The 23,271-nt window shown below is 50.1% G+C and carries 19 protein-coding genes and 1 riboswitch; of the genes, 15 read left to right on the top strand and 4 right to left on the bottom strand.

The genetic code is table 11. The features are described 5' to 3' along the window. Positions 1-8 precede the first annotated feature (8 nt). The gene (locus EL268_RS30740; protein WP_106654937.1) at positions 9-848 is read left to right on the top strand and encodes a Cof-type HAD-IIB family hydrolase; all 840 of its coding nucleotides are present in this window, start codon (positions 9-11) and stop codon (positions 846-848) included. A gap of 28 nt (positions 849-876) precedes the next feature. Continuing rightward, positions 877-1,140, top strand: coding sequence for an HPr family phosphocarrier protein (locus EL268_RS30735; protein ID WP_007724557.1), 264 nt, complete (start codon positions 877-879; stop codon positions 1,138-1,140). A 65-nt stretch (positions 1,141-1,205) separates the two neighbouring features. On the opposite strand, the gene EL268_RS30730 is transcribed toward EL268_RS30735, so the two are convergent. Together EL268_RS30730 and EL268_RS30725 are read right to left on the bottom strand one after the other, a co-directional pair. Further along, on the bottom strand, positions 1,206-3,359 hold the full coding sequence (locus EL268_RS30730) for a sensor histidine kinase (RefSeq protein WP_106654936.1): 2,154 nt from the start codon (positions 3,357-3,359) through the stop codon (positions 1,206-1,208). Next, a complete protein-coding gene (locus EL268_RS30725; RefSeq protein ID WP_106654935.1) occupies positions 3,337-4,029 on the bottom strand; it encodes a response regulator transcription factor in 693 nt (230 codons plus the stop codon). Before EL268_RS30725 ends, EL268_RS30730 begins: the two co-directional genes overlap by 23 nt. 168 nt (positions 4,030-4,197) lie before the next feature. On the opposite strand from EL268_RS30725, the gene EL268_RS30720 reads away from it, so the two are divergent. Together EL268_RS30720 and EL268_RS30715 are read left to right on the top strand one after the other, a co-directional pair. Continuing rightward, positions 4,198-4,824: a class I SAM-dependent methyltransferase gene (locus EL268_RS30720; RefSeq protein WP_106654934.1), complete on the top strand. Its 627-nt coding sequence runs from the start codon at positions 4,198-4,200 to the stop codon at positions 4,822-4,824. A gap of 18 nt (positions 4,825-4,842) precedes the next feature. Continuing rightward, a complete protein-coding gene (locus EL268_RS30715; protein WP_106654933.1) occupies positions 4,843-6,411 on the top strand; it encodes a DEAD/DEAH box helicase in 1,569 nt (522 codons plus the stop codon). A 57-nt stretch (positions 6,412-6,468) separates the two neighbouring features. Here EL268_RS30715 and EL268_RS30710 read toward each other — a convergent pair whose 3' ends face one another. Continuing rightward, positions 6,469-6,819, bottom strand: a complete 351-nt coding sequence (locus EL268_RS30710) for a DUF779 domain-containing protein (RefSeq protein ID WP_106654932.1) — start codon at positions 6,817-6,819, stop codon at positions 6,469-6,471. Positions 6,820-6,822: 3 nt separating this feature from the next. Further along, a complete protein-coding gene (gene adh / locus EL268_RS30705) occupies positions 6,823-8,343 on the bottom strand; it encodes an aldehyde dehydrogenase (RefSeq protein ID WP_106654931.1) in 1,521 nt (506 codons plus the stop codon). Between the two features lie 265 nt (positions 8,344-8,608). Here adh and EL268_RS30700 point away from each other — a divergent pair, with 265 nt between their 5' ends. From EL268_RS30700 to EL268_RS30650, 11 genes are all read left to right on the top strand, one after another. After that, on the top strand, positions 8,609-10,342 hold the full coding sequence (locus EL268_RS30700; RefSeq protein WP_106654997.1) for a sigma-54-dependent Fis family transcriptional regulator: 1,734 nt from the start codon (positions 8,609-8,611) through the stop codon (positions 10,340-10,342). Between the two features lie 219 nt (positions 10,343-10,561). Next, entirely contained in the window at positions 10,562-11,638 is a 1,077-nt protein-coding gene (locus EL268_RS30695; protein WP_106654930.1) for a tartrate dehydrogenase, read from the top strand. 20 nt (positions 11,639-11,658) lie between these two features. After that, positions 11,659-13,083, top strand: a complete 1,425-nt coding sequence (locus EL268_RS30690; protein ID WP_106654929.1) for an aldehyde dehydrogenase family protein — start codon at positions 11,659-11,661, stop codon at positions 13,081-13,083. Beyond that, the gene (locus EL268_RS30685) at positions 13,080-13,850 is read left to right on the top strand and encodes an SDR family oxidoreductase (protein ID WP_106654928.1); all 771 of its coding nucleotides are present in this window, start codon (positions 13,080-13,082) and stop codon (positions 13,848-13,850) included. Before EL268_RS30690 ends, EL268_RS30685 begins: the two co-directional genes overlap by 4 nt. 62 nt (positions 13,851-13,912) lie before the next feature. Continuing rightward, a complete protein-coding gene (locus tag EL268_RS30680; RefSeq protein WP_106654927.1) occupies positions 13,913-14,968 on the top strand; it encodes a TRAP transporter substrate-binding protein in 1,056 nt (351 codons plus the stop codon). Positions 14,969-15,032: 64 nt separating this feature from the next. After that, positions 15,033-15,500 (top strand): TRAP transporter small permease, encoded by a 468-nt coding sequence (locus EL268_RS30675; protein ID WP_106654926.1) that lies wholly within the window; start codon positions 15,033-15,035, stop codon positions 15,498-15,500. A 7-nt stretch (positions 15,501-15,507) separates the two neighbouring features. Beyond that, the gene (locus EL268_RS30670) at positions 15,508-16,782 is read left to right on the top strand and encodes a TRAP transporter large permease (RefSeq protein ID WP_106654925.1); all 1,275 of its coding nucleotides are present in this window, start codon (positions 15,508-15,510) and stop codon (positions 16,780-16,782) included. A 16-nt stretch (positions 16,783-16,798) separates the two neighbouring features. Beyond that, complete coding sequence (locus tag EL268_RS30665) at positions 16,799-18,163, top strand: FAD-binding oxidoreductase (protein WP_106654924.1); 1,365 nt, start codon at positions 16,799-16,801, stop codon at positions 18,161-18,163. A 147-nt stretch (positions 18,164-18,310) separates the two neighbouring features. Further along, positions 18,311-19,939, top strand: coding sequence for a formate--tetrahydrofolate ligase (locus EL268_RS30660; protein WP_106654923.1), 1,629 nt, complete (start codon positions 18,311-18,313; stop codon positions 19,937-19,939). 139 nt (positions 19,940-20,078) lie between these two features. After that, a riboswitch (cyclic di-GMP riboswitch) is annotated at positions 20,079-20,177 on the top strand. A gap of 73 nt (positions 20,178-20,250) precedes the next feature. Next, a complete protein-coding gene (locus EL268_RS30655; protein ID WP_106654922.1) occupies positions 20,251-22,224 on the top strand; it encodes a methyl-accepting chemotaxis protein in 1,974 nt (657 codons plus the stop codon). Positions 22,225-22,341: 117 nt separating this feature from the next. After that, positions 22,342-23,199 carry a transporter substrate-binding domain-containing protein gene (locus tag EL268_RS30650; protein ID WP_106654921.1) on the top strand — a complete coding sequence of 286 codons (858 nt, stop codon included), beginning with the start codon at positions 22,342-22,344 and terminating at the stop codon, positions 23,197-23,199. The last annotated feature ends 72 nt before the right edge of the window (positions 23,200-23,271 follow it).

Here is a 23,271-nt window from a genome sequence, read left to right as displayed (position 1 = left end):
GGACTCGTGTGAAATACAAACTCCTCGCCTTGGATGTGGACGGAACGATTTTGATGTCGAATCATACCTTATCCAAAGTAACAGAGCGGGCTATTACCCAGCTGGTGAAGCAAGGCGTCCACGTCACACTGGCAACCGGCAGGGCATACCCATCGGCCAAATCGTTGGCCCAGCAGTTCCAGATCAATGCACCACTTGTTTCCCATGATGGCGCATACGTAGCAGATCCCAAGACGGATCAGGTGCTGTATGTACAGCGTATTCCGTATGAGATAGCGGCGAGGGTTACAGATATACTCGTATCGCATGGCTTGGATGTCATGCTGCTGCATGAGTCTTATGCTGTCACGAATCGCACGTGGAAGTGGACGGACTTGTTTCCGCTGTTAAATGCTTGGACACTGCGCCAGCTCTGGAAAAATCAATACCCGCTCAAAATCCAGGCTTCGCGGTTGATAGCCGGATACGTTCGTAAACATGAAGTGTGTGCTCCGAAAATTTTCGCTACGGGCGACGAGAAGCGTCTGTTGGCAGCGAGACAAGAGCTGGAGAAAGCTGAGCTTTCGGGGGTTCGCGTGACGGCATCGGGCGCGAATAATTTGGAAATATTGCCTGTGGGCATCTCCAAGGCGAGTGGTCTTGCGGTAGTGAGTGAAAGGCTTGCGATTCAGCCTGAGGAGATTGTTGCTGTAGGCGACAACTACAATGATGCAGAGATGCTCCAATTCGCCGGAATGGGTGTGGCGATGGGCAATGCTCCTGACGATCTGAAACAGCTGGCTCGGCATGTCACGGAAACGAACGATCGGCATGGGGTGGCAGAGGTCATTGAGAAGTTTTTTCTGTAAGAGATCGAACAGGAAGGGAGGCGTGAAATTGATCCGAATGAATCTGGAAGTAGCCGTGAGTGGAGGTCTCCATGCTCGCCCTGCTTCTGTCTTGGTGAACCTGCTCAATCAATACAGCTCGTCGGTTAAGATGATCTACAATGATAAGCAGGCTAATGGCAAAAGCATCCTCAGTGTAATGGCTCTGGGGGCAAAGACCGGAGACGAAATTATGTTTGAGGTGGAGGGGGCCGATGAGCAGGAAGTGGCTGCAAGTATTGAGTCCCTATTTGAAAGAAACTTTGCCATCTAACAGGGTGAAAACCACGTAATAAGGCCAGTGCCTGATGATCGGGCACTGGCCTTTCTATTTGATTCTTATGCGTGTTTGCGGAATACGACGATGACTTTGAAGTAATCGCCATCAATATCAATCGACAGCCTGCCGCCTTGCAATTCTACGATGCTTTTTGCGATAGCCAAGCCGAGGCCGGAGCCTTCGGTATTGCGGGATTGATCGGCGCGTTTAAAACGTTCAAACAGCTCTTGGGCATCAAAGTCTATCTCGTAGGCGGAGACGTTTTTGAACGTCAGGATGACGTCATCTTGTGTCTCTGCCAAGTGGATCAGGACGCGCGTATTCGGCATGGAATACTTCAGGGCGTTGCCGATCAAATTTTCAAATACGCGCCACGTTTTCTTGCCATCCAGAGGGGCCACGATCTTCGGCTGCTCCGTCGTTACGCGGAAGGTGAGCGTCGATTGCTCGATTTTGTCACTGAATTCTGCAATGGATTGGTTGAGCAGGGAGGCTACATTCACTTGCTCGATATTCAGCTCAACCGCACCGCTGGACATTTTGGCTGCGTCAAACAGGTCATCGATGAGAACGCGCAGTCGATCTGCTTTGCGATCCAAAATATCGACGTAGCTCTTGCGTTCCTCTGGTGTCAAATTTTCCTGCTTGAGCAGGGTAACGTAGTTAATAATCGACGTCAGCGGTGTTTTTAAATCATGGGAGACATTCGTGATCAACTCGGATTTCATGCGCTCGCTCTTCATTTGTTCTTCCACCGCGTGCTTGAGTCCCTTTGTGATGTTATTGAGCGAGTGGGCCAAATCAGATAACTTCCCTTTTTTCACCTTCTGAATGGTAACGTTCATATTGCCTCCAGCCATTTCGGAGGCACCTTGCATGATGCGGTTCATCAGTCCCAAGCGTCTAAGCGAGTATGGGAAAACGACGATCATGTAAAACATGCCATACAAAAAGCTGAAAAACAGTAAGCTACCGGAACTTTCGATTAGGGCGACGAATCCGAAACCGATGCTCATTCCGAACATGACAGTCAGGATGAACAACGTGGATACTTTGAAGAACATGCCGCGATTGGCATAGCTTTCTTGAAGAAGGACACGTTGTCTGGCAAAGATACTCTTTTGCCACTGTTGCAAGAATCTCTCAGGTTCTTTGTACATGAGCCGCGCCTCCAGCAATTGTAAAAGCAGGTAAGCGGTGAACAAGGATACGAACGCAAGGGTAAAGATATGCTCACCATCAACCGGCAAGAAGAAAAAGCGCAGGTTCGCCAACATAAGGAAGTACGTAATTCCAAGTACGAACAACAGACCCATCCGAATATCCAGCGGGATAAGGCGGAACAGAGCCATGCTTTTTGTGACAATAGGCACTTCCGCCGGTTTGCCTGTTCGCAAGTATAAAAAGCTAAAAGCAATGATAAGGAGAGTAACCGTAAGCAAGACAAACTCGCCAATCAGCCGCTCCCGAATGGAATCGTAGTAAAGGGCATCTGCGTGGACCTGACTATATCCGTCTGGTTCTTTTGGGACATAAAAGATACCGCTTAATTGATTCAGTTGATAAGTGCGATTGATGCTTTCCAAATCCCCGTTCGTATTAGGGAGGTTGATTGTATAGCGCGCATATCGGGCTAGTTCCCATTCTGTAGGTTCTTGCGCGAGATTGGTGTAAACTTTGTTGTTCTTTTTATCGGTGACGTAGTATTTGAAGGAGCCGCTTCGCAAGGTGAGGCTGTTTTTTTGTTCCTCGTACTCGGTATCTCTTTCGGCGATTCTGTTGTTCACCTGCTCCTGATAATGCGACGTTGCTTTTGCGATGTTTTCTTGCAAGCTTTGTGAATATTCTTCCGTTAATTGGGCGACTCTCTCGTTGTCACCCTCACTTTTTGCCCGTTTTATCGAATCTAAAAGCGGGTTATCTTCTTTAATCGTTCGGAGGGTTTCCTCATGCTCTTTTTTTAGCTCGTTGGCTGTCTTCTCGTCCAGCTTTCCTGGAGTGAAGTCTGCATAATCTACATGAACCTTTTTCACCAGCTCGGCAAATGTCTCTAATTCACGATTGAAGCCTGAGCTTTGAAAGTAATTATCCTCATGGAGATTCTCGCGTTTATGGTAGAGATCGGCCATCGTCAGGAGAGCGAGCGAAATACTCACGATCAGGACGATCAGCACGGGCACCGCAAAGCGCCTATTTTTCGATTTTGTATCCAATTCCCCATACCACCTTCAAATATTTTGGTTCTTTCGGGTTAATCTCTATTTTTTCCCGTATGCGCCGCACGTGGACAGCGACCGTGTTTTCCGCGTTCATATAAGGCTCTCTCCACACCCGTTCATAAATTTCCTCGATTGAAAACACCCGACCCTTGTTTTCCATCAACAGCTCGAGGATTTTGTACTCGGTAGCAGTCAGCCGGACCTCGTTACCATCAATGGCTACATTTTTGGTGCTTTTGTTCAAGGTCAATCCTCGTACCTCGATCTCATCTTCTGTCATTTGAGCGCTTCCCAGGTTGGTAAAACGTCTTAACTGAGATTTGACCCTGGCGATGAGCTCCAAGGGATTAAAAGGCTTCGTCACGTAGTCATCGGCACCGATGTTAAGCCCGAGGATTTTATCGGTATCCTCTGATTTGGCAGACAGCATGATAATGGGGATATTTTTTTTCTGTCGAATTTGAAAGGTAGCGGTCATCCCGTCCATTTTTGGCATCATGATGTCCATCAGGATGAGCTGGATCTCTTCACGCTCCAGTACTTCCAATGCTTCCATTCCATTGCTCGCCGTAAAAACGGTCATAGATTCATTTTTGAGATAGATTTCGATTGCGTCGCGGATTTCAGCCTCGTCGTCGACTACGAGGACTTGATATTTGGTCATGATTCGTCCCACCTTATGAATGCATTCATGGTACTATCTTAACGCCCAGCTCTAACAAAACAGTAATGAAATGTCTTACAAATTTCTTAATAAACCGCGTTCAGGAAATGCTAGCTGATAGGATCAAGCCGATAAATAAGGTAAGATGTGAGGAAGAATAAGAGAAAATTGGTGATTGCTTTGCTGGAATGGACAGGGGAGAGAATCATCCCCAAGCTGTTAAAACCTACGAATGGCATGCTGCTGGAGCATATAGCCAGATATTATTTTGCCGCGCCTTATGTAAAAGGTCGAGTGCTGGATATCGCTTGCGGTACCGGCTACGGATGTCATATGATCGCAAAGGATCGAAAACGAGAGCTGACAGAACTGGTCGGAGTCGACAACGATGAGGCGACGATATTTTACGCCAATCGGGAATACAACCATCAAAAGATTACGTATCAGCAGGGTGACGCGCTTGATCCGGCGCTTCCCGAGCAATTGGGGTTGTTTGATACGATTTTGAGCTTTGAGACGATTGAGCATGTCGCAGACGATTTGCTGTTTATGGATAACTTGTATCGGATGCTGAAACCAGGTGGTACGCTTGTGCTGTCCAGTCCATTTGGCAGAGGGCGAGGCAAAGAGACGAGTGAGCCCTTCCATGTTCATCAGTTGACGCCGGAAGAGTTCGCGGAGCTGTTTGTACGCTATTCTGACGTGGATATGTACTATCAGAGAGGCGTTACGTTTGAAAAAACCCCCCGCGATGGCGTACGGTACTTTATCGGCATGGCAGTATGTACGAAATAATGACGGATCGATCTATGAATGGAGATGGCGAAACTGGCTGATTTTTGGAGATTAGGAATTCGCAAGGAATTGATACATGCTCTGCAAGAGAACGGGATTACCGAACCGACACCGATTCAGGAAAAAGCAATCCCCGTCGTACTCGAAGGAAAAGATGTCATCTCGCAAGCGCAGACGGGAACGGGAAAGACGCTTGCATTTATTTTACCAATCCTGGAAAAGGTTGATCCGGAAGCAACGCATGTTCAGGCATTGATTTTGACGCCTACGCGGGAGCTAGCTCTGCAAATTACAGCAGAGGTGAAGAAGCTCGTAGCGATGCTGGATGACGTGCATGTGCTTGCTGTTTATGGTGGACAAGATGTGAATCAGCAACTGAGAAAGCTGGCTGGAAAAATACAAGTGGTCATCGCTACGCCGGGACGCTTGCTGGATCATCTGCGAAGAGGGACGATCGATCTGTCGCAGGTATCGATGTTTGTCCTGGATGAGGCGGATCAGATGTTGCATATGGGGTTTTTGCCAGAGGTAGAGGATATTATGGCCAAAACACCTTTCGAAAAGCAGATCATGCTGTTTTCGGCCACCATGTCGGAACAGGTGCAATCACTGGCAAAGCGCTTTATGCAAAAGCCAGAAAATATCAAAGTTCAGGGCAAACGCATCACGCTAGACGATATTCGCCAAATCGTGGTGGAGACGACAGACCGTGCAAAGCAAGCTACGCTGTGCAGTTTGTTGGATGAAGAACGTCCGTTTCTGGCGGTAATCTTTTGCCGAACAAAGCGCAGAGCGAGTAAGCTGAATGATGCGTTGCAAGCTCTTGGCTATATTTCTGACGAGCTGCACGGCGATTTGTCACAGGCGAAGCGTGAGGATGTCATGAAGCGATTCCGCGAGGCAAGAATTCAGTTTCTGGTCGCAACGGATGTGGCAGCGCGTGGGCTGGATGTAGAGGGGGTCACGCACGTTTTCAATTACGACATTCCAGAAGACGTGGACAGCTATATACACCGGATCGGCAGAACGGGGCGAGCCAAGGAAAAAGGGATCGCTTATACGTTGGTAGCCGCGAAGGATCGGATGCAGCTTGCGGAGATTGAAGCAGGAATCAAGCTGTCTCTGGAGCGGCGTGAAATGGATCGCGGAGAGACGGGCGATCAGACAAAGCAAAGGCCTGAGAGGGAGCGAGCCGAGAAAGCGGATCGACGCGGGGACAAGCAGGGCAGAGGGAAAGGGAGAGGAAAGTCCGCTGACGGAAGACAGCAAGGCTCTGGGGAGCGTCGAAGAGAAGGGGAAGGGCGTCAACAGAAGGGCGGCGGTTTTGAGAGTAAGCCGAAGGGGAGAGACCGGGTAGCAGGTGGCTTTGAACGCAAACCAAAGGATCGGGATCGTGCAGCAGCTGATTTTGAGCGCAAGCCAAAGGACGGTAACCGAGCAACAGCAGGTGGTTTTGATCGCAAGCCGAGCAATTCCAAGCGCAAGCCAGCGGCTGCTCAACGCGGCTCAGCACGTCCGAATGCAAAACAAGGCAATCGGGCAAACACTGCTCCTGCAAAACGTTCCTCTCGCAAAAAATCGAGATAGCCATCCGAGCAAAAAAAGACCGTTCCAGCCAGTAAAAAGGCAGGAGCGGTCTTCCTTTTATTCCGGTTCCGTGTCCGGAAATACCCGTGAACGTGTGAGGAAGCGTACCCCCTCGGGTCCTTCCAATGAAAACATCCCGCCACGCCCATTCACGACGTCAATGATAAGCTGCGTATGCTTCCAATACTCATACTGCGCTTTGCCCATGTAGAACGGGCAGCCGCCGATCTCACCCAACAGAACGTCCTGCTCACCTACGAGAAATTCTCCGAGCGGGTAACACATGGGGGAGCTGCCATCGCAGCAGCCCCCTGACTGGTGAAACATCAGGTCACCGTGTTTGGTGCGAAGCCGTTCAATTAATGCCAGTGCAGCATCTGTCGCGAGCACTTTTTCTGGCTGGCTCATGGATCAAAAGAAGCCCAGAGCTTGATCGCTGTAGCTGACTAGCAGGTTTTTCGTTTGTTGGTAGTGAGACAGCATCATTTTGTGTGTCTCACGGCCGATACCGGACATTTTGTAGCCGCCAAACGCTGCGTGAGCCGGGTAAGCGTGGTAGCAGTTGGTCCAGACGCGACCAGCCTGGATTTCGCGGCCCATGCGGTAGGCGGTGTTCGTGTCGCGTGTCCATACACCAGCACCCAAGCCGTACAGCGTATCATTTGCCATGGCGAGTGCTTCTTCTGTATCCTTGAAGGTCGTTACGGAGACGACCGGACCGAAGATTTCTTCCTGGAAGATGCGCATTTTGTTGTGCCCTTTAAAGACGGTTGGCTGGATGTAGTAGCCGCCCTCGAGATCACCTGCAAGCTGTGCACGAGAGCCGCCAATCAGGCATTCTGCGCCTTCTTGTTTGCCGATATCCAGGTAGGAGAGGATTTTTTCTACCTGCTCCAAGGAAGCCTGTGCGCCGATCATCGTATCTGTATCGAGCGGATTTCCTTGCTTGATATTGGCAACGCGTTGCAGGGCACGCTCCATGAATTGGTCGTAAATGCTTTCGTGAATGAGCGCACGGGATGGGCATGTGCAAACCTCGCCTTGGTTGAGCGCAAACAGTACGAATCCTTCAATCGCTTTGTTAAAGAAGGCATCGTCTTTTGCAGCCACATCCGGGAAGAAGATGTTTGGCGATTTTCCGCCCAGCTCCAGTGTCACCGGAATGATATTTTGGGAAGCGTATTGCATGATTAAGCGCCCTGTGGTCGTTTCACCTGTAAAGGCGATTTTCGCGATGCGGTTGCTTGAAGCGAGAGGTTTACCCGCTTCCAGACCGAAGCCATTCACGACGTTGACGACTCCAGGAGGAAGCAGGTCACCGACCAGCTCCATCAGCACCAAGATGGATGCAGGTGTTTGCTCCGCTGGCTTGAGGACGACGCAGTTGCCCGCAGCCAAGGCTGGAGCCAGCTTCCATGTAGCCATGAGGAGCGGGAAGTTCCACGGAATAATTTGACCAACGACACCGAGTGGCTCATGGAAATGATAAGCGACCGTATCGTTATCGATTTCAGCGAGTGTACTTTCTTGAGCGCGGATCGCTCCGGCGAAGTAACGGAAATGGTCAATCGCCAGCGGGATGTCGGCCGCGAGCGTTTCACGAACGGGCTTGCCGTTTTCCCACGTCTCTGCGTTTGCCAGCATCTCCAGATTTGCTTCCATGCGATCCGCAATTTTTAACAAAATATTCGCGCGCTGTGCAACAGAGGTACGACCCCACGCGTCTTTTGCCTCATGGGCAGCGTCCAGTGCCAGCTCAATATCTTCGGCTGTCGAGCGGGCTACCTCGCAAAAGACCTTGCCTGTTACAGGTGATACGTTTTCGAAATACTCACCTTTCACTGGCGGAACCCAATTACCCCCGATGTAGTTTTCATAGCGGTTTTTGAAAGTCACCTTGGAACCGGCTTGGCCGGGCTGAGCATAGATCATTGCGAGCGCCTCCTCATTTATCACATATTTCTTTACACCCCTCTCTAAAAGCAAGTCTCGTACCAACGTGAAAAAGCTCGAAGTGACAGCGTTTTCTCGAGTGAATGAGGGTAGAAATTGTTCCATATTGGATCATGTCGTGTTCCGTATTGGGACAAAAAGAGCAGCCGGTCGGACAAATGTGCTTATGATTCGACTGGTTTTTCAATAGCAAAGACTCTCATGTTATACTGAGAAGGAATGATTTTTGGGGGAGGGAATCGTGTTGTCGACGATTGTTCAGCAATCTTGGAAGCGCTGTCAGGAATCGAACCTCAAGGTAACGGAGAAGGCCAATGATCAAATCATTTCTGCCCGACGAATCAAAGAAATCATTCAGGATAATCACCCTCTGATTCGCGAAAGTCTCCCGCTTTTTAACAAGCTTGCTCCCTTTTTGTTATCGACAGAGCACATCGCACTCTTGTCTGACCGGGAAGGAAATATTATTCAAACGATCGGGGACCCAGTCTTCGCCAACCAGGCACAAAAAGTACAGCTGCAAATCGGAGCGAACTGGACAGAAGATTACAAAGGAACCAACGCGATTGGGACAGCACTGATCGCACAACAGCCGATTCAGGTACAGGGAGAGCAACACTACTTCTTGGAAAATCGCTTTCTTACATGCTCGGCGGCACCTATTTTTTCACCAGCGGGTGAGCTGTTGGGCATCATTGACATCAGTACGCGTAAAGAATATTCCCATCCGTTTGCCCTAACCATTGCTTGCATGATCGCAGAGGCTCTGCAAAACCGCTTTTTGTTATCAGATGCGGAGCGTGTGATTGCCTTGCCAACTTCATTACGCCCAGGAGATGGTCGAGAAAAGCTGGCACTCGTCGGCTTGGATCGGGATGAGCGTATCGTGGGCCTAAATGAGGCCGCGCAACAGCAGCTCGGAAAGGAAGCCTTGGGAACAAGAGTAAGTGCGGAGCAAGAGCGTGCTAGCAGTAATGTGAAAGATCATCGCCCGCGTTTTTGGTCTGCGGCACCCAAAGTACAGCTGAAGCCGTTTCCGCGTCTAGCTGGTTCATGCCCGCTCTTCTTGCAGGCAAAGATGCTCGGACAAAAGGCGGCTCAGGTAGATTTTCCTGTGATTATTTTGGGGGAAAGCGGTACGGGAAAAGAGCTGTTCGCTCAAATGGTCCATGAGACAGGTCCGCGCGCGCATGAGCCTTTTATCGCAGTGAACTGCAGTTCAATTCCAGAAAATTTGATCGAGAGTGAATTGTTCGGATATGAAAGCGGGTCATTCACAGGGGCACATCGGGAAGGAAGAATCGGAAAGTTTGAAGCGGCGAAAAAAGGCACGATCTTTTTGGATGAGATCGGGGATATGTCTTTGCGTGCGCAAGCGGCACTTCTGCGCGTTTTGCAGGAAAAGGTCGTCACCCCGGTGGGGAGCAATCAATCCCGCCCTATTTATGCGCGGATCATTGCCGCTACGCATCGAAATCTGTCAGAGGAGATCAAGGCGGGACGTTTTCGGGCTGACCTGTACTATCGGCTCAAAGGAGTCTCCATTCATTTGCCGTCGTTGAAAAAACGCAGTGATATCATCCAGATGGCAGAGTATCTGTTGCAGCAGATCGACACAGAACAACCGTACATACTGACCACTGCGGCAAAGGATAAGCTGTGTGCTTATTCGTGGCCGGGCAATATCCGGGAACTGCAAGGCGTGCTGATTCAAGCGGTGTTTTTGGCAGAGGGGGATACTATTGATTGCGATCACATCCAACTGGAGGGATTAATGGAAGCCGATTCGCCTGAGCCGTCAGATCATGCTATTCCTTCGTTGCGTGAAACAGAGAGAAACGCGATCAAAAAGGCACTGGAGAAAAGTGGCGGCAATGTCAGCAAAGCAGCCAAAATGCTGCAAATCGGTCGAAATACCTTGTACCGCAAAATAGAAGAATACCAGATTGGAGCACCGTTCCATCAGGAAGAGCCATAATGGATGAAACGGTATAGCTTGGCGTGAACAAATGTTGCAATGCGTGTTGCAACATTTTGTTGCGTTGTCTTGCAATATAACCAGACGCGGGATGCATGGAGAGGAACGGATGGAAGACTTTTATCCGGTCAGGGGGCATGATACGGAGCTTGGCATTAATCATGCAAGTGGATAGTGTAGCATAAAGTCAAAAAATTTAGATTTTTAGGAGGGAGACCGTTGCTTCACTATTCCATTGCTGTAATTCCAGGAGACGGAATCGGTCCCGAGGTCATGGAAGAGGGCCTGAAGGTGTTGGGTGCCATAGAAGAGAGTCACGGCGGCATTCGGTTTGCGCGTGATGTCATGGATTGGAATTGTAGCTACTATCTCGAACATGGCAAAATGATGCCGGAAAATGGACTACATATTTTAAAAGACTATGATTTGATTCTGCTTGGGGCAATTGGTGCGCCAGAGGTTCCCGACCACGTATCCGTGTGGGAGCTGATCTTGCCAATACGCCGGGCATTCCAGCAGTATGTGAACCTTCGCCCGGTCAAGCTGCTCAAAGGTCTGGAAAGCCCTCTTCGCTATAAGGGGCATGCCGATCTCGATTTCGTCGTGGTTCGGGAGAATACAGAGGGTGAGTACTCCAATATGGGCGGGCGCATGCACCAGGGTACACCGTACGAAATGGCGGTGCAAAACAACGTATTTACCCGGTACGGAACAGAGCGCATCCTCAAATACGCTTACTCCCTGGCGGAAAAGCGTTCGAAAAAGAGCGTGACGGCTGCTACGAAGTCCAACGGCATCAACCATTCCATGCCGTTCTGGGATGAGATCGTCAAGGAAGTCAGTCAGGAATACCCAGGCATCCAGACCAATCTGTATCATATCGATGCACTTGCTGCCTATTTCATCACGCGACCAGAAACGTTTGACGTCGTTGTCGCGAGCAACTTGTTTGGAGACATTTTGACCGATCTCGGGGCGGCGATCGTCGGTGGTTTGGGCTTGGCTCCTTCCGCGAACATCAATCCGGAGCGCAAGTACCCATCCATGTTTGAGCCCATTCACGGCTCTGCGCCAGATATCGCGGGTAAAGGAATCGCCAATCCGATCGCACAAGTATGGAGCCTCGCCATGATGATGGATCATCTCGATCTGCCAGAACTCAGTGCTGTCATTATGAACGCCATCGAAAACGTGTTGCAAGATGGCAAGGTGCTCACTCCTGATCTTGGGGGAACAGCGACAACGAAAGAATTGGGAGACGAAATCGTTCGCCACATCTATCAAACAACGAGATAAATATAAGGGAGGAAGAGGACATGGAAGCGAGATCGTATGATTTGTACATCGGTGGAGAATGGGTGAAAACCGAGAGCTACATTCCCGTCCTACACAAATACACGGGCGAGTGCATCGCGCGTATTGCCAAGGCCGAGCAGAGACATGTAACAGAAGCGGTGGAAGCTGCATGGGAGACGTTTAAAACAGACAAATTGACTCCTTTTCAACGGTACAAAATCTTGCTGAAAGCCTCTGAGCTAATGGAGGAACGCCGGGACGAGATGGAGCGATCCTTGATTCGCGAGGTGGGCAAAACGCGCAAGGACGCGATGAATGAGCTGGATCGGACGATCAATACGCTGCGCTTGTCGGCAGAGGAAGCTAAAAAAATTCATGGGGAAATGATTCCGCTGCAAGCAACAGAAGGCTCGGAAAACCGACTGGGCTTTACCATTCGGGTGCCAAAGGGAGTGATCGGTGCCATTACGCCGTTTAACTATCCCTTGCTGCTCAGTACGCACAAGATCGCGCCAGCGCTAGCCGCAGGAAATACGCTGGTGGTTAAGCCAGCTACAGTCACGCCTATCGCAACCTTTCTGTTGGTGGAGATCCTGGAGGAAGCGGGCTTGCCAAAAGGCTATGTAAATATCGTGACAGGGGCAGGCAGTCAGGTAGGGGAATGGCTGCTGGATGAAGAGCGCATCGCCATGTACACCTTTACCGGGTCAGGAGAAGTCGGTCGCCGCATCAAGGAGCGAAGTGGCATGCGTCCCGTTGCGCTGGAGCTGGGCAACAACTCTCCCAATATCGTGCACCTCGATGCGGATTTGGAGCTGGCAGCCCGTCAAACAGCCGCCCGCAGCTTTCACAATGCCGGTCAGGCGTGCATTGCTGTCCAGCGCATTTACGTGCATGAATCGGTTATGCAGGCGTTCAGTGACTTTTATATCTCGCATGTCCATCAGTTGAAGGTAGGGGACCCGGAAGACCCGGACACGGATGTCGGACCGATGATCAGTGAAAAAGAAGCGAGCCGTACCGAGGAATGGGTACAGGAAGCGATTAGCCAAGGGGCCAGATCGCTCTTGCCTGTCAAACGGGAGGGTGCTCTTTTCTATCCGGCTGTGTTGGTGGATACAAGGCCAGAGATGAAGGTGGTTTGCCGGGAAGTGTTCGCGCCCGTCGTTACGATCATTCCGTACAGTGATCTGGATGATGCGTTTGCACAAGCCAACGATTCGGAGTACGGCTTGCAGGCAGGGATTTTTACCCGTGATTTGAACGTCGCGATGAAAGCGGCACGCGTGCTGGAGTACGGTGGCGTGGTGATCAACGACGTATCGACCTATCGCAATGACGTCATGCCATACGGCGGAATCAAAAACAGCGGGCTAGGCAAGGAAGGTCCGCGTTACGCAGTCGAAGAGATGACAGAAGAGCGAATGGTGGTGATCAACCTATGAGCGGGCAACTTTTGCAAGGAAAAACGGCGATTGTAACAGGGGCCGCGTCAGGAATGGGCAAGGCCATTGCGCAGCTTTTTGCGGCCGAGGGAGCCAACGTCATCCTGGCTGATTTGAACAAAGAAGTGGCAGGAGTGGTCGCTCAAGAGCTGCCACAAGGGAAAGGTCATGCGGTGCAAACGGATGTGGCAGACGATACGAGCGTCGCTGCACTCGTGAAGGAAACGCTCGAAGCGTACGGCTCGATCGATGTCTTGGTCAACTGCGCGGGTGTTCCCCAAGCGTTTACCCCCATTGAGGAACTGACCTTGGAGCAGTGGGATCAAATCATGTCTGTGAACACGAAGTCGATCTTTTTGACGACAAGGCATGCGGTTCCTCACATGAAGGAGAAAGGGAAAGGAAGCATCATCAACATCGCTTCGATTGCCGGAATTCGCGCACGTCCGGGGTTGAATGCGTACTGCGCGTCCAAGGGGGCTGCTATCATGTTGAGCAAGGCACTGGCGATTGAACTTGCTTCTTTTCATATCCGAGTCAATGTCATTAATCCAGGGCCGGCAGAGACGCCGATGCTAGGTAAGTTTATCAATGGAGATGAAGCGGAAGTAGAGGCTGGGAAAAAAGATATTTTCATCAGCAGTGTTCCATTGGGTATGTTGATTCAGCCGGAGGATATCGCGCAGGCGGCTCTCTATTTGGCTTCTGATCTATCCAAAATTGTCACGGGCGAGGTCATGAATGTAGACGGTGGAAGAGGGATCTAGTAAAATGAACTAAATTTTCATATTATTTAAAAAACAAAAGAATCAACAGGGGGTACTATCGCATGTTTCGGAAGAAGTGGAGCTTCGTGCTAGCTGGCATCATGTCTGTGTCTTTATTTCTGGCGGCGTGCGGAGGAGGAGGCGGTCAACAGACTGCCCCGCCTTCGGGACAAGCCGGGGGGACAGAAGCACCGAAAAGTGACGGCCAAAGCTATGTTTTCAAAGCAGGGCATTCGCTGACTGAGGATCATCCGTACCATTTGGCATTGAAAAAAATGGCCGAGGATGTCGACAAGCGCTCGAGTGGGAAAGTGAAAATCGAGGTGTATCCGCTGAGCCAGCTAGGAGCGGAGCGTGAATTGACAGAGGCACTGACCTTTGGAACGGCAGATATGTCGATTACCTCGACTGCACCCGTGATGAACTTCCATCCGAAGCTGGGCGTGCTGGATCTCCCGTTCTTGTTTGAGAGCCGTGAGCAAGCGTACAAGGTCCTCGACGGACAAGTCGGACAGGACCTCCTCAAGGATTTGGAAAACGCCAATCTGGTCGGGCTGGCATGGGCTGAAAACGGCTTCCGCCATATTACGAACGGTTCGAAGGTGATCAAGAAGCCGGAAGATGTGGCAGGGCTGAAGATACGCACACAGGAAAACCCGATTCATCTGGCTGCATTCGAAGCATTGGGAGCGAAGCCGACCCCAATGGCTTGGACAGAGGCGCTGACGGCGCTGCAACAAGGAGTCGTCGATGCCCAGGAAAATCCGGCGATTGTTGCACAGACCTACAAGCTATATGAATCCAAGCAAACGCAAATGGCTTTGACCGGGCATGTCTACTCAGCGGCGATGATCTTGTTCAGCAAGCCTGTATGGGATAAGCTCCCGGCAGATGTCCAGCAACTTCTTGCCGAGGAAGCCAAAAAAGCGGGTCAGTACGAGCGCGAGCTGATGATCAAGATGGAAGAAGAGGCCATCTCGAATATTAAAGCAAAAGGTGTAGTCATTACCGAGGACGTGGATAAGCAAGCTTTCCGCGATGCAATGAAGCCTGTCTATGACAAATTTTCCGGGCAGTTTGGCAAAGAGCTGGTGGATCAAATTGTAAATACAAAATAAACGGCAGAAGGGAGACGAGCCACTCTGGCTTTTCTCCCCTTTTTCCTGCGAAAGGAGATTGTGTGTGGGCAACCTTGTTTCCAAAATAAACAGCATCCTTCGTTTTTTCATCATTGCCCTTCTGGCTATTATGGTGGTCGCTGTCTTCCTGCAGGTGCTTTTCCGTTTTTTGCTCGACCAGCCCTTGGCCTGGACGGAGGAATTGGCTCGGTATTTGCTGATCTGGATTACGTTTCTAGGATCAGCGTATGCGATGTCGATCAAAGCACACATCGGTACGGAATACATTCAAAAGTACTTGTCGCCTCGCATGAACAAAGTGGTACTGGTTATTGCCGCTTTGTGCAGTCTGGTCTTCTTTTTCGTCATGGTTCAGCAAGGCTATTTGTTGTCTGCGAGAAGCATGACACAAACCTCACCCACTCTGCTCGTTCCCATGGGTTATGTATACATGGTGATTCCGATCAGCGGTGCCTTGCTCATCATGAACGTGATCCATGTGACGTGGAAAGACATTACCGGGAAGGAGTGACCAGATTGTGGGTACGATCTTGTTTTTAACACTGTTGGTGCTCCTGATCCTGAACGTACCGATTGGGGTGGCACTGGGGTTATCTGTCGTTGTCGTGTTTATGCTGGAGGGAAACATCCCTCTTCTGGTTGTGATTCAAAAAATGTTCAACGGGACAGATTCCTTCCCGCTGATGGCGATCCCGTTCTTCCTATTGGCAGGAAAGCTGATGGAAACAGGCGGAATTTCGGCCAGGCTGATTCGCTTTGCGAATACGATTGTCGGGAACCTGCCGGGGGGATTGGCAATCGTGGCGGTCATGGGGTGTACCTTTTTTGCAGCGATATCGGGTTCTTCTGCCGCGACAACGGCAGCCGTAGGGGGAATTTTGATTCCGCACATGGTCAAAAAAGGGTATAATGTCCGGTTTTCTGCGGCCTTGCATGCAACAGGCGGTACGATTGGTGTCATGATTCCTCCGAGCGTGCCGATGGTTTTGTACGGGGTAGCAGCGAGTGCCTCGATTAGCGACTTGTTTATTGCCGGGATCGGGCCGGGTATTCTCGTAGCGATCTCGCTGATCTTGTACTCGTATTGGATCAGTAAGAAAAACGGATGGGGTGGCGGAGAGAAGCATACCCCCAAAGAAATATGGGAGGCTTTCAAGGACGCCATTTTGGCGATACTCATGCCGATCATTATTCTTGGCGGTATATACGGAGCCATCTTTACTCCGACAGAAGCAGCAGTGGTAGCCGTGATTTACGGTCTGGTTGTCGGGCTTTTCGTCTACCGGGAGATCAAGTGGAGGGACTTGGGGGAAATATTCGCTGGCTCTGCCAGTATGACAGCGGTCATCATGCTGATTATCGCGACCGCTAATGCATTTGGGTATCTGATGACGAGGGAAAACATCCCGCAGGAAATTGCGCAATTCATGCTGGGGATTACTGACAGCACGATCATTACGTTGCTCATTATTAACATCTTGCTGCTCATTTTGGGGACGTTCATGGAAACGGCGGTTACGATCATTCTCCTGACACCGATCCTGCTGCCGATCACGAACTCTTTGGGCATTGATCCGGTGCTATTCGGGGTGATCATGGTCGTCAACTCCGCCATCGGTATGCTGACGCCACCAGTTGGGATCAATTTGTTGGTAGCAGGAAATATTGCGAAGCTCCAGAATACGGAGATTGAGCGAGCGGTGATCCCATTTTTGGTCATCATGATCGTCGACTTGATGCTCATCACCTACATTCCTGAAATCAGTTTATTCCTTGTCAACTTGAGCAAGTAACGGAGGGGGAACCAATGTGGATTACAAGCAAGCGTTAGTGGGATTGCTGGGGGAAGAACGAGTATCGACCAACCCCACTGTACTGGAGCACCACAGTCATGATGAATCGTACCATACCCCGCATCTTCCGGATGTAGTCGTGTATCCGCAGACGGCAGAGGAAGTCAGTCAAATCATGAAGCTGGCCAACGAAAAGCACATTGCGGTAACGCCGTTTGGCATGGGGACCAGTCTGGAAGGCCACGCGATTCCTTATGCGGGCGGAATTAGCATGGATTTTTCCTTGATGAACCAAGTGTTGGAGGTGCGACCGAAGGATTTCCTCGTGAGAGTCCAGCCCGGTGTGACGCGGACCCAGCTCAATAAAGAATTGAAAAAGCACGGATTGTTTTTCTCCGTCGATCCTGGCGCGGACGCGACTTTGGGTGGGATGGCGGCTACAAACGCCAGTGGAACAACCTCTGTTCGCTATGGCGTGATGCGTGATCAGGTTCGCGATCTGGAAGTGGTGACGGCGGACGGACGTATCATCCGTACAGGGAGCATGACAGCCAAATCTTCCTCAGGCTACCACCTTACTGGGCTGTTTGTCGGGTCGGAGGGAACGCTCGGTGTATTCACAGAGCTGACCTTGCGTGTCTACGGCATCCCTGAGGCGACAACGGCGGCGCGTGCCAGCTTCCCTTCCGTGCAGGATGCCGTCGATACCGTCGTGGATATTCTCGGAGCGGGAATCCAGGTAGCGCGAATCGAGCTGGTAGATGAACGTTCCATCCAACAAGTGAATCTGTACAAGGAAACGAGTTACCCGGAAGCACCGACGCTGTTTATCGAGTTCCACGGAAGTGAACAAGGGCTCGCGTATGACATCGACTTTGCCCAAAACATCGCCGATGGACATGGCTGCACGCAGTTTCTTTTTGAAACCGATTCGAAGGCGCGGACGCAGCTCTGGGACGCTCGTCATAACCTGGCGTATGCCTTCCTGCACAAATCGCCCGGGAAAAAGCTGATGGTGACAGATGTTTGCTTGCCGATTTCCGAGCTGGCAGGAGCAGTTGTGGACGCACGGCAAGCCATTGATCGGGCTGGGCTGGATGGAGCGATTGCAGGGCATGTCGGGGATGGGAACTATCACGCGATCCTGATGATCGACCTGAATGATCCCGAAGAAGTGGCTCGTGCCGAGGAAGTAAATGCCCACCTGGTGGAATACGCATTGAGTCGGGGAGGAACCTGCACGGGAGAACATGGTGTGGGTGTGGGGAAAATCAAGTACCAGCGCAAGGAACACGGAGAAGCACTGGACATCATGCAAGCGATGAAGCAAGTGCTGGACCCGAACGGCATTTTGAATCCGGGAAAAATTTTCGGGAAATAAATGAGAGCCTGCATTCTGAACGTTTGTCGGAATGTGGGCTTTTTCTTTTGCGTAATGTGTCGAAGAGGAAAGGAGAAAGGATGATTATGCAGAATGTAGAAGATTGGTAACTGGTGCATTACATTCTGGTGTGGCAGGGAGGCAAGTATGAAGTCTATTGTTGAAATTGCCAAGATTGCAGGTATCGAAGAACAGCATTTGGAGCTATACGGAAAGTATAAAGCCAAACTATCAGATGAGCTATGGGAGCAAGTGAAGGATCGCCCTGATGGCAAACTGATTCTTGTTACAGCGATGAACCCTAACCCGGCGGGAGCAGGCAAGACGCTCACGACGATTGGTCTGTCACAAGCATTAAATTATCTCGGGAAGAAAACAATGGCAGCGCTTCGCGAGCCCTCTTTGGGTCCTTGCATGGGGATCAAGGGAGGCGCAACCGGAAGCGGCCAGGCACAAATTCTCCCGGCTGATGAAATTAACCTGCATTTTACAGGGGACATTCATGCGATTACAGCTGCCCATAACTTGTTGGCAGCGATGATCGACAATCATATTTTCCATGGCAATCCACGTGGGCTCAATCCAAAGAAAATCGTCTGGAAGCGGGCAATGGACATGAACGACCGCGCACTGCGAAACATCGTTGTTGGTCTGGGTGACGGCAATGGGATGACACGTGAGGATGGCTTCATGATTACGACCGCGTCGGAAATCATGGCGATTCTATGCTTGAGTGAGAATCTGGCAGACTTGCGCGACCGGTTGAACCATATCATTATTGGCTACGACTTCGATGATCAGCCTGTCCGGGCAGAAGAAATCAATGCGGTCGATGCGATGTGCGTTCTCTTGAAGGAAGCGATTAAGCCTAATCTCGTACAGACAATCGAAGGAACTCCGGTCATTATTCACGGCGGGCCTTTTGCCAATATCGCGCATGGGTGCAGCAGCGTAATCGGAACCAAGATGGCCATGAAGCTGGCGGATTACGTCGTAACAGAGGCGGGCTTTGGTGCGGATTTAGGAGCGGAGAAGTTTTTTGACATCAAGTGTAGAAAAGCAGGCCTCACACCATCGGCTGCTGTCGTGGTCATTACGGTTCGCTCCTTGAAATTCAACGGCGGGGTAAAAGTACCTGATCTGGCAGCGGAGAACTTGTCTGCTCTGGAAAAAGGCTTCGAAAACGTCAAGCGCCATCTGGAAAATCTGCAGAAGTTCGGTGTGCCAGCAGTGGTGGCTATCAATCATTTTGCGACGGATACGCAGGCAGAGATTGATGCCGTCATTGCGCTGTGCCACGCGGCCGGAGCCGAAGCGGCGCTCTCTAAAGTGTGGGCAGAAGGAGGAGCTGGCGGTGTCGAGCTGGCTGAAAAAGTGACACGTGCAGCAGAGCGGCCTTCCTCCTTCCGATTCTTGTATGAGGAGAACCTCAGCATTAGAGACAAGATTGAGACAGTAGTAAAAGAAGTGTACCGTGGATCAGGAGTTGTCTTTTCGCCGCTTGCATTGAAAACGATGCAAAAGGTAGAAGAAATGGGCATGTCCCATCTGCCTGTGTGCATGGCGAAAACCCCGTACTCCTTTACGGACCGTGCTGATCTGTTGGGGGCACCTGTTGACTTCACAATTCAAGTGAGTGAAGTGCGCATATCAGCAGGAGCTGGTTTTATCGTGGCACTGACCGGAAGCTTGGTGACAATGCCAGGCCTCCCGAAAAAGCCGGCTGCTGAATCGCTGTATGTAGATGAGAATGGACACGTGATCGGATTGAGCTGATCAAGAGAATATACAAGAGAGCTGACACCTGTTTCCGGGTCGTCAGCTTTTTTAAAAAAATTTGTGGTTTATAACAGAGAAAATATGGGAAAAGAACGATGAGATTGAAAAAGTGTGGACTAAAACTAAAAACAACAAGGAATGACAAAGGCAAACCTGTTGAAAGGCAGGGACGCAAAGCCACGGGTCTAAAGTCGAGGATCTATGATTTTCGCACTAGGACAGCCGGGTTGCCGTACCGTAGTCATGATCGGCTGTCGGTAGGCAGTCTTTTTTTTGTTGAAAGGAAGAGAAGGGAGAAGTGGTAGTGTATGAAAAATAGTTTGAAGAATAAGCTAATTATCATTTTGTGCCTGCTTTTGCTTGTTAGTTTGGGCATGGTATGCGGTGCAAGCTATTGGAGTGCTTCGAAGCTGTTGGCAGACAGTCTTGACAAAGAAGCTGAGCTGGCCGCAAGTAATCTCTCCATTCGTATCGACAGTTTCTTTCAAGAAAAAATCGGAGTTGTAAAAACGATAGGAGGATTGATCTCCGCGGATAACAATTTCGATCATGACCTGAAGTTGATTCAAGAAGCGCAAAAGGAAAATCCTGAGTTTGAGACCTTCTTCTTTTCGTATGATTTAAGCGGAACGAAAGTGATCAATTTCAAAGGAGAAGTGACCAATCCATCGGACCGTCCACACTTTCAGGAAGCTGGCAAAGGGGAAGGAAAGGTAATCGTTTCCGAGCCAGTGGTTTCGAAACGGACGGGGAATAACATTGTGACGATTATCGTTCCCCTGATGAAGGACAATCGTCAATACGGTTATGTCGGATCAACCATTCCGATCAATGAAATTCAACAAAAGGTGTCTCAAGAGAAGTTCGGGCAAAGCGGTTACGCCTTTTTAGTTAGTAAAACAGGGACTTTTATCTATCACCCGACGAGCGAGTACATTCTGAAGGAATCGATTCTCAACCTGGGTTTTCTTGAGCTTCAAACAGCATTTGAAGACATCAAGAACGGAACTCATGGAGTCACTCAATACCAATACGAGCAAATACCTCAATTTGTTTCCTATGCACCTACCAGTCTGAATTGGGGCGTATACATCACGGCACCGATAGCAGAGCTGCATGCTCCCGTAGATGCGCTGTCGCTTCAATTGATGATCATTTCCCTCATCGTGTTGGCTGTTGGGGTAGTCCTGGTTTATTTCTTGGCTGTACGCATGGTGAAACCAATTGAGCGTCTGAATCAAGCGGTAAACATAGTGGCTCAGGGGAATTTGGCTGAGACAGTTACGGTGGAAGGGAAAGACGAGATTGCCGTTCTGTCCCGTGACTTTAACCAAACCGTATCGCACTTGAAAAATTTGATCGAAGACGTATCTCTGTCGTCTGATCAAGTACAGCGTTTTAGTCAGGAAGTATCCGAAGGCATTAAACAAGCGACGGAAAACATCAACCAAATCGGCTTGTCTATTGGACAGATTTCTGAGGGAGTAGAGGCACAGGCAGCCAGCTCGCAGGAAGTCGCATTGTCGATGACTGACATGGCAGCAGGCATCGTGAAAATCGCGGAGACGTCTGCACATGTTTCAGAGGCTGCCCAGATAGCAACAGAGCAGGCAGAACAAGGAACTGCTGTGGTAGAGCAGGCAGTTCGCCAGATGGGAAGCATTGGCGAGGGAACATCGAAGGCGACAGTAGCAATCGAGCAGCTCAACAATCGCTCCAAAGAAATCGAAGGCATTCTCGATACCATCAGTCAGTTGACCTCGCAAATCAACCTGCTAGCCTTGAACGCTTCGATTGAGGCAGCACGTGCTGGCGAGCATGGACGTGGGTTTGCTGTAGTTGCCGGAGAGGTGAAAAAGCTGGCGAACCAATCCGAGGAGTCCGCATCCAAAATCGCGATGCTGATCGGGGAAATCCAGCAAGATACCCGTCACGCGGTAGAGGTCATGACCGAGGGCAACGAAAACGCACAGCAAGGTATTCAACTGGTCGAAGAGGTTCGCGAAATCTTCGGGTACATTTTGGAATCTTCCCGTAACGTTGCTGCGCACATTTTGGAAGTATCTGCAGCATCTGAACAAATGTCAGCAGGCTCTGAGCAGGTAAGTGCTTCTGTGGATGAAATGCATAACATTGCCAAACATGCTTCACTCGACGCACAAACAGTGGCAAGGGCAACCGAAGAGCAGCTTCAAGCCATCCAGGAAATTGGTCAGTCTGTCGAGCGTTTGAACGCAGTGGCAGAAGAACTACAGCAAGGTATCGGCAGGTTCACTGTGTAAGAGGCAGCTCAACAGGTTGTAAGTCCTCTTCTTTGAAAGGGGGGATGCCATTAGGGGATGATGGAGTTTGTTTCTGATAACTAAATTCATTACCGAACAACAGGAGGAGAAACCCAGATGAAAAAATTTACAAAGACAATCTTGGCGAGCACACTCGCTGCAACTATGCTCATGACTGGAGGAACAGGTGCATTTGCCGCAACGGCGGTTAAGCCTGTCCCAACCGTAGCTGCTGAAGCTGCTAAAAAACCGCAAGCGAAGAAGTTTGAATCCCGTTTGGATGAAATCATTGCGAGAGGCTACATCCTCGTTGGTACGCCAGGTGACTACAAACCGTTTACATATTTGAATCCAAAAACGAATGAATTCGAAGGCTACGATATCGACGCGATGAAAGAATTCGCAAAAAGCTTGGGAGTTGAGGCGCGTTTTGTCCAAACCTCTTGGCCAACACTGATGGACGATCTCTTGGCAAATAAATTCGATATTGCTGTTGGAGGCGTTACGCGCAACACAGACCGTCAGAAAAAAGCACACATGAGCGATCCTTATATTATGTTCGGTAAAGCTCCGCTTATCCGTGCAGAAGACAAGGACAAGTACAAGAGCGTAGCAGACATCAACAAGCCAGAGGTGCGCATTGGTGTGAATCCAGGAGGCACCAATGAAAAATTCGTTCGTGAGCACCTGACAAAAGCAACTGTGACTGTTGAACAAAACAACCTCGACATTCCTGGTCTGGTAGCAAGCGGTAAGTACGATGTGATGATCACGGATACGCTGGAAGCGATTGTATATTCCAAAGCAGATTCCCGCCTGTATGCCGCTCTGACTGACAACCCGTTCACCAAAAGTGAAAAAGCGTACATGATTCACCGCGGAGACACGATCTTCGCTAACTACTTGGATCTGTGGATGGACGAGATGAAGCTGCAAGGAAAATTTGATGAGCTTTACAAAAAATGGGTAAAATAATCCCGTAACAGACAAGCAGCCCTCTCCTGGGCTGCTTTGTTATTTTTACAAGATGCATCACCAAAAAATCAA

The sequence above is a fragment of the Brevibacillus brevis genome, from assembly GCF_900637055.1.
GTDB classification, from domain to species: Bacteria; Bacillota; Bacilli; order Brevibacillales; family Brevibacillaceae; genus Brevibacillus; species Brevibacillus brevis.
Note: the sequence above shows the minus strand (reverse complement) of the source record. Positions and strands in the feature narration are given on the sequence as shown.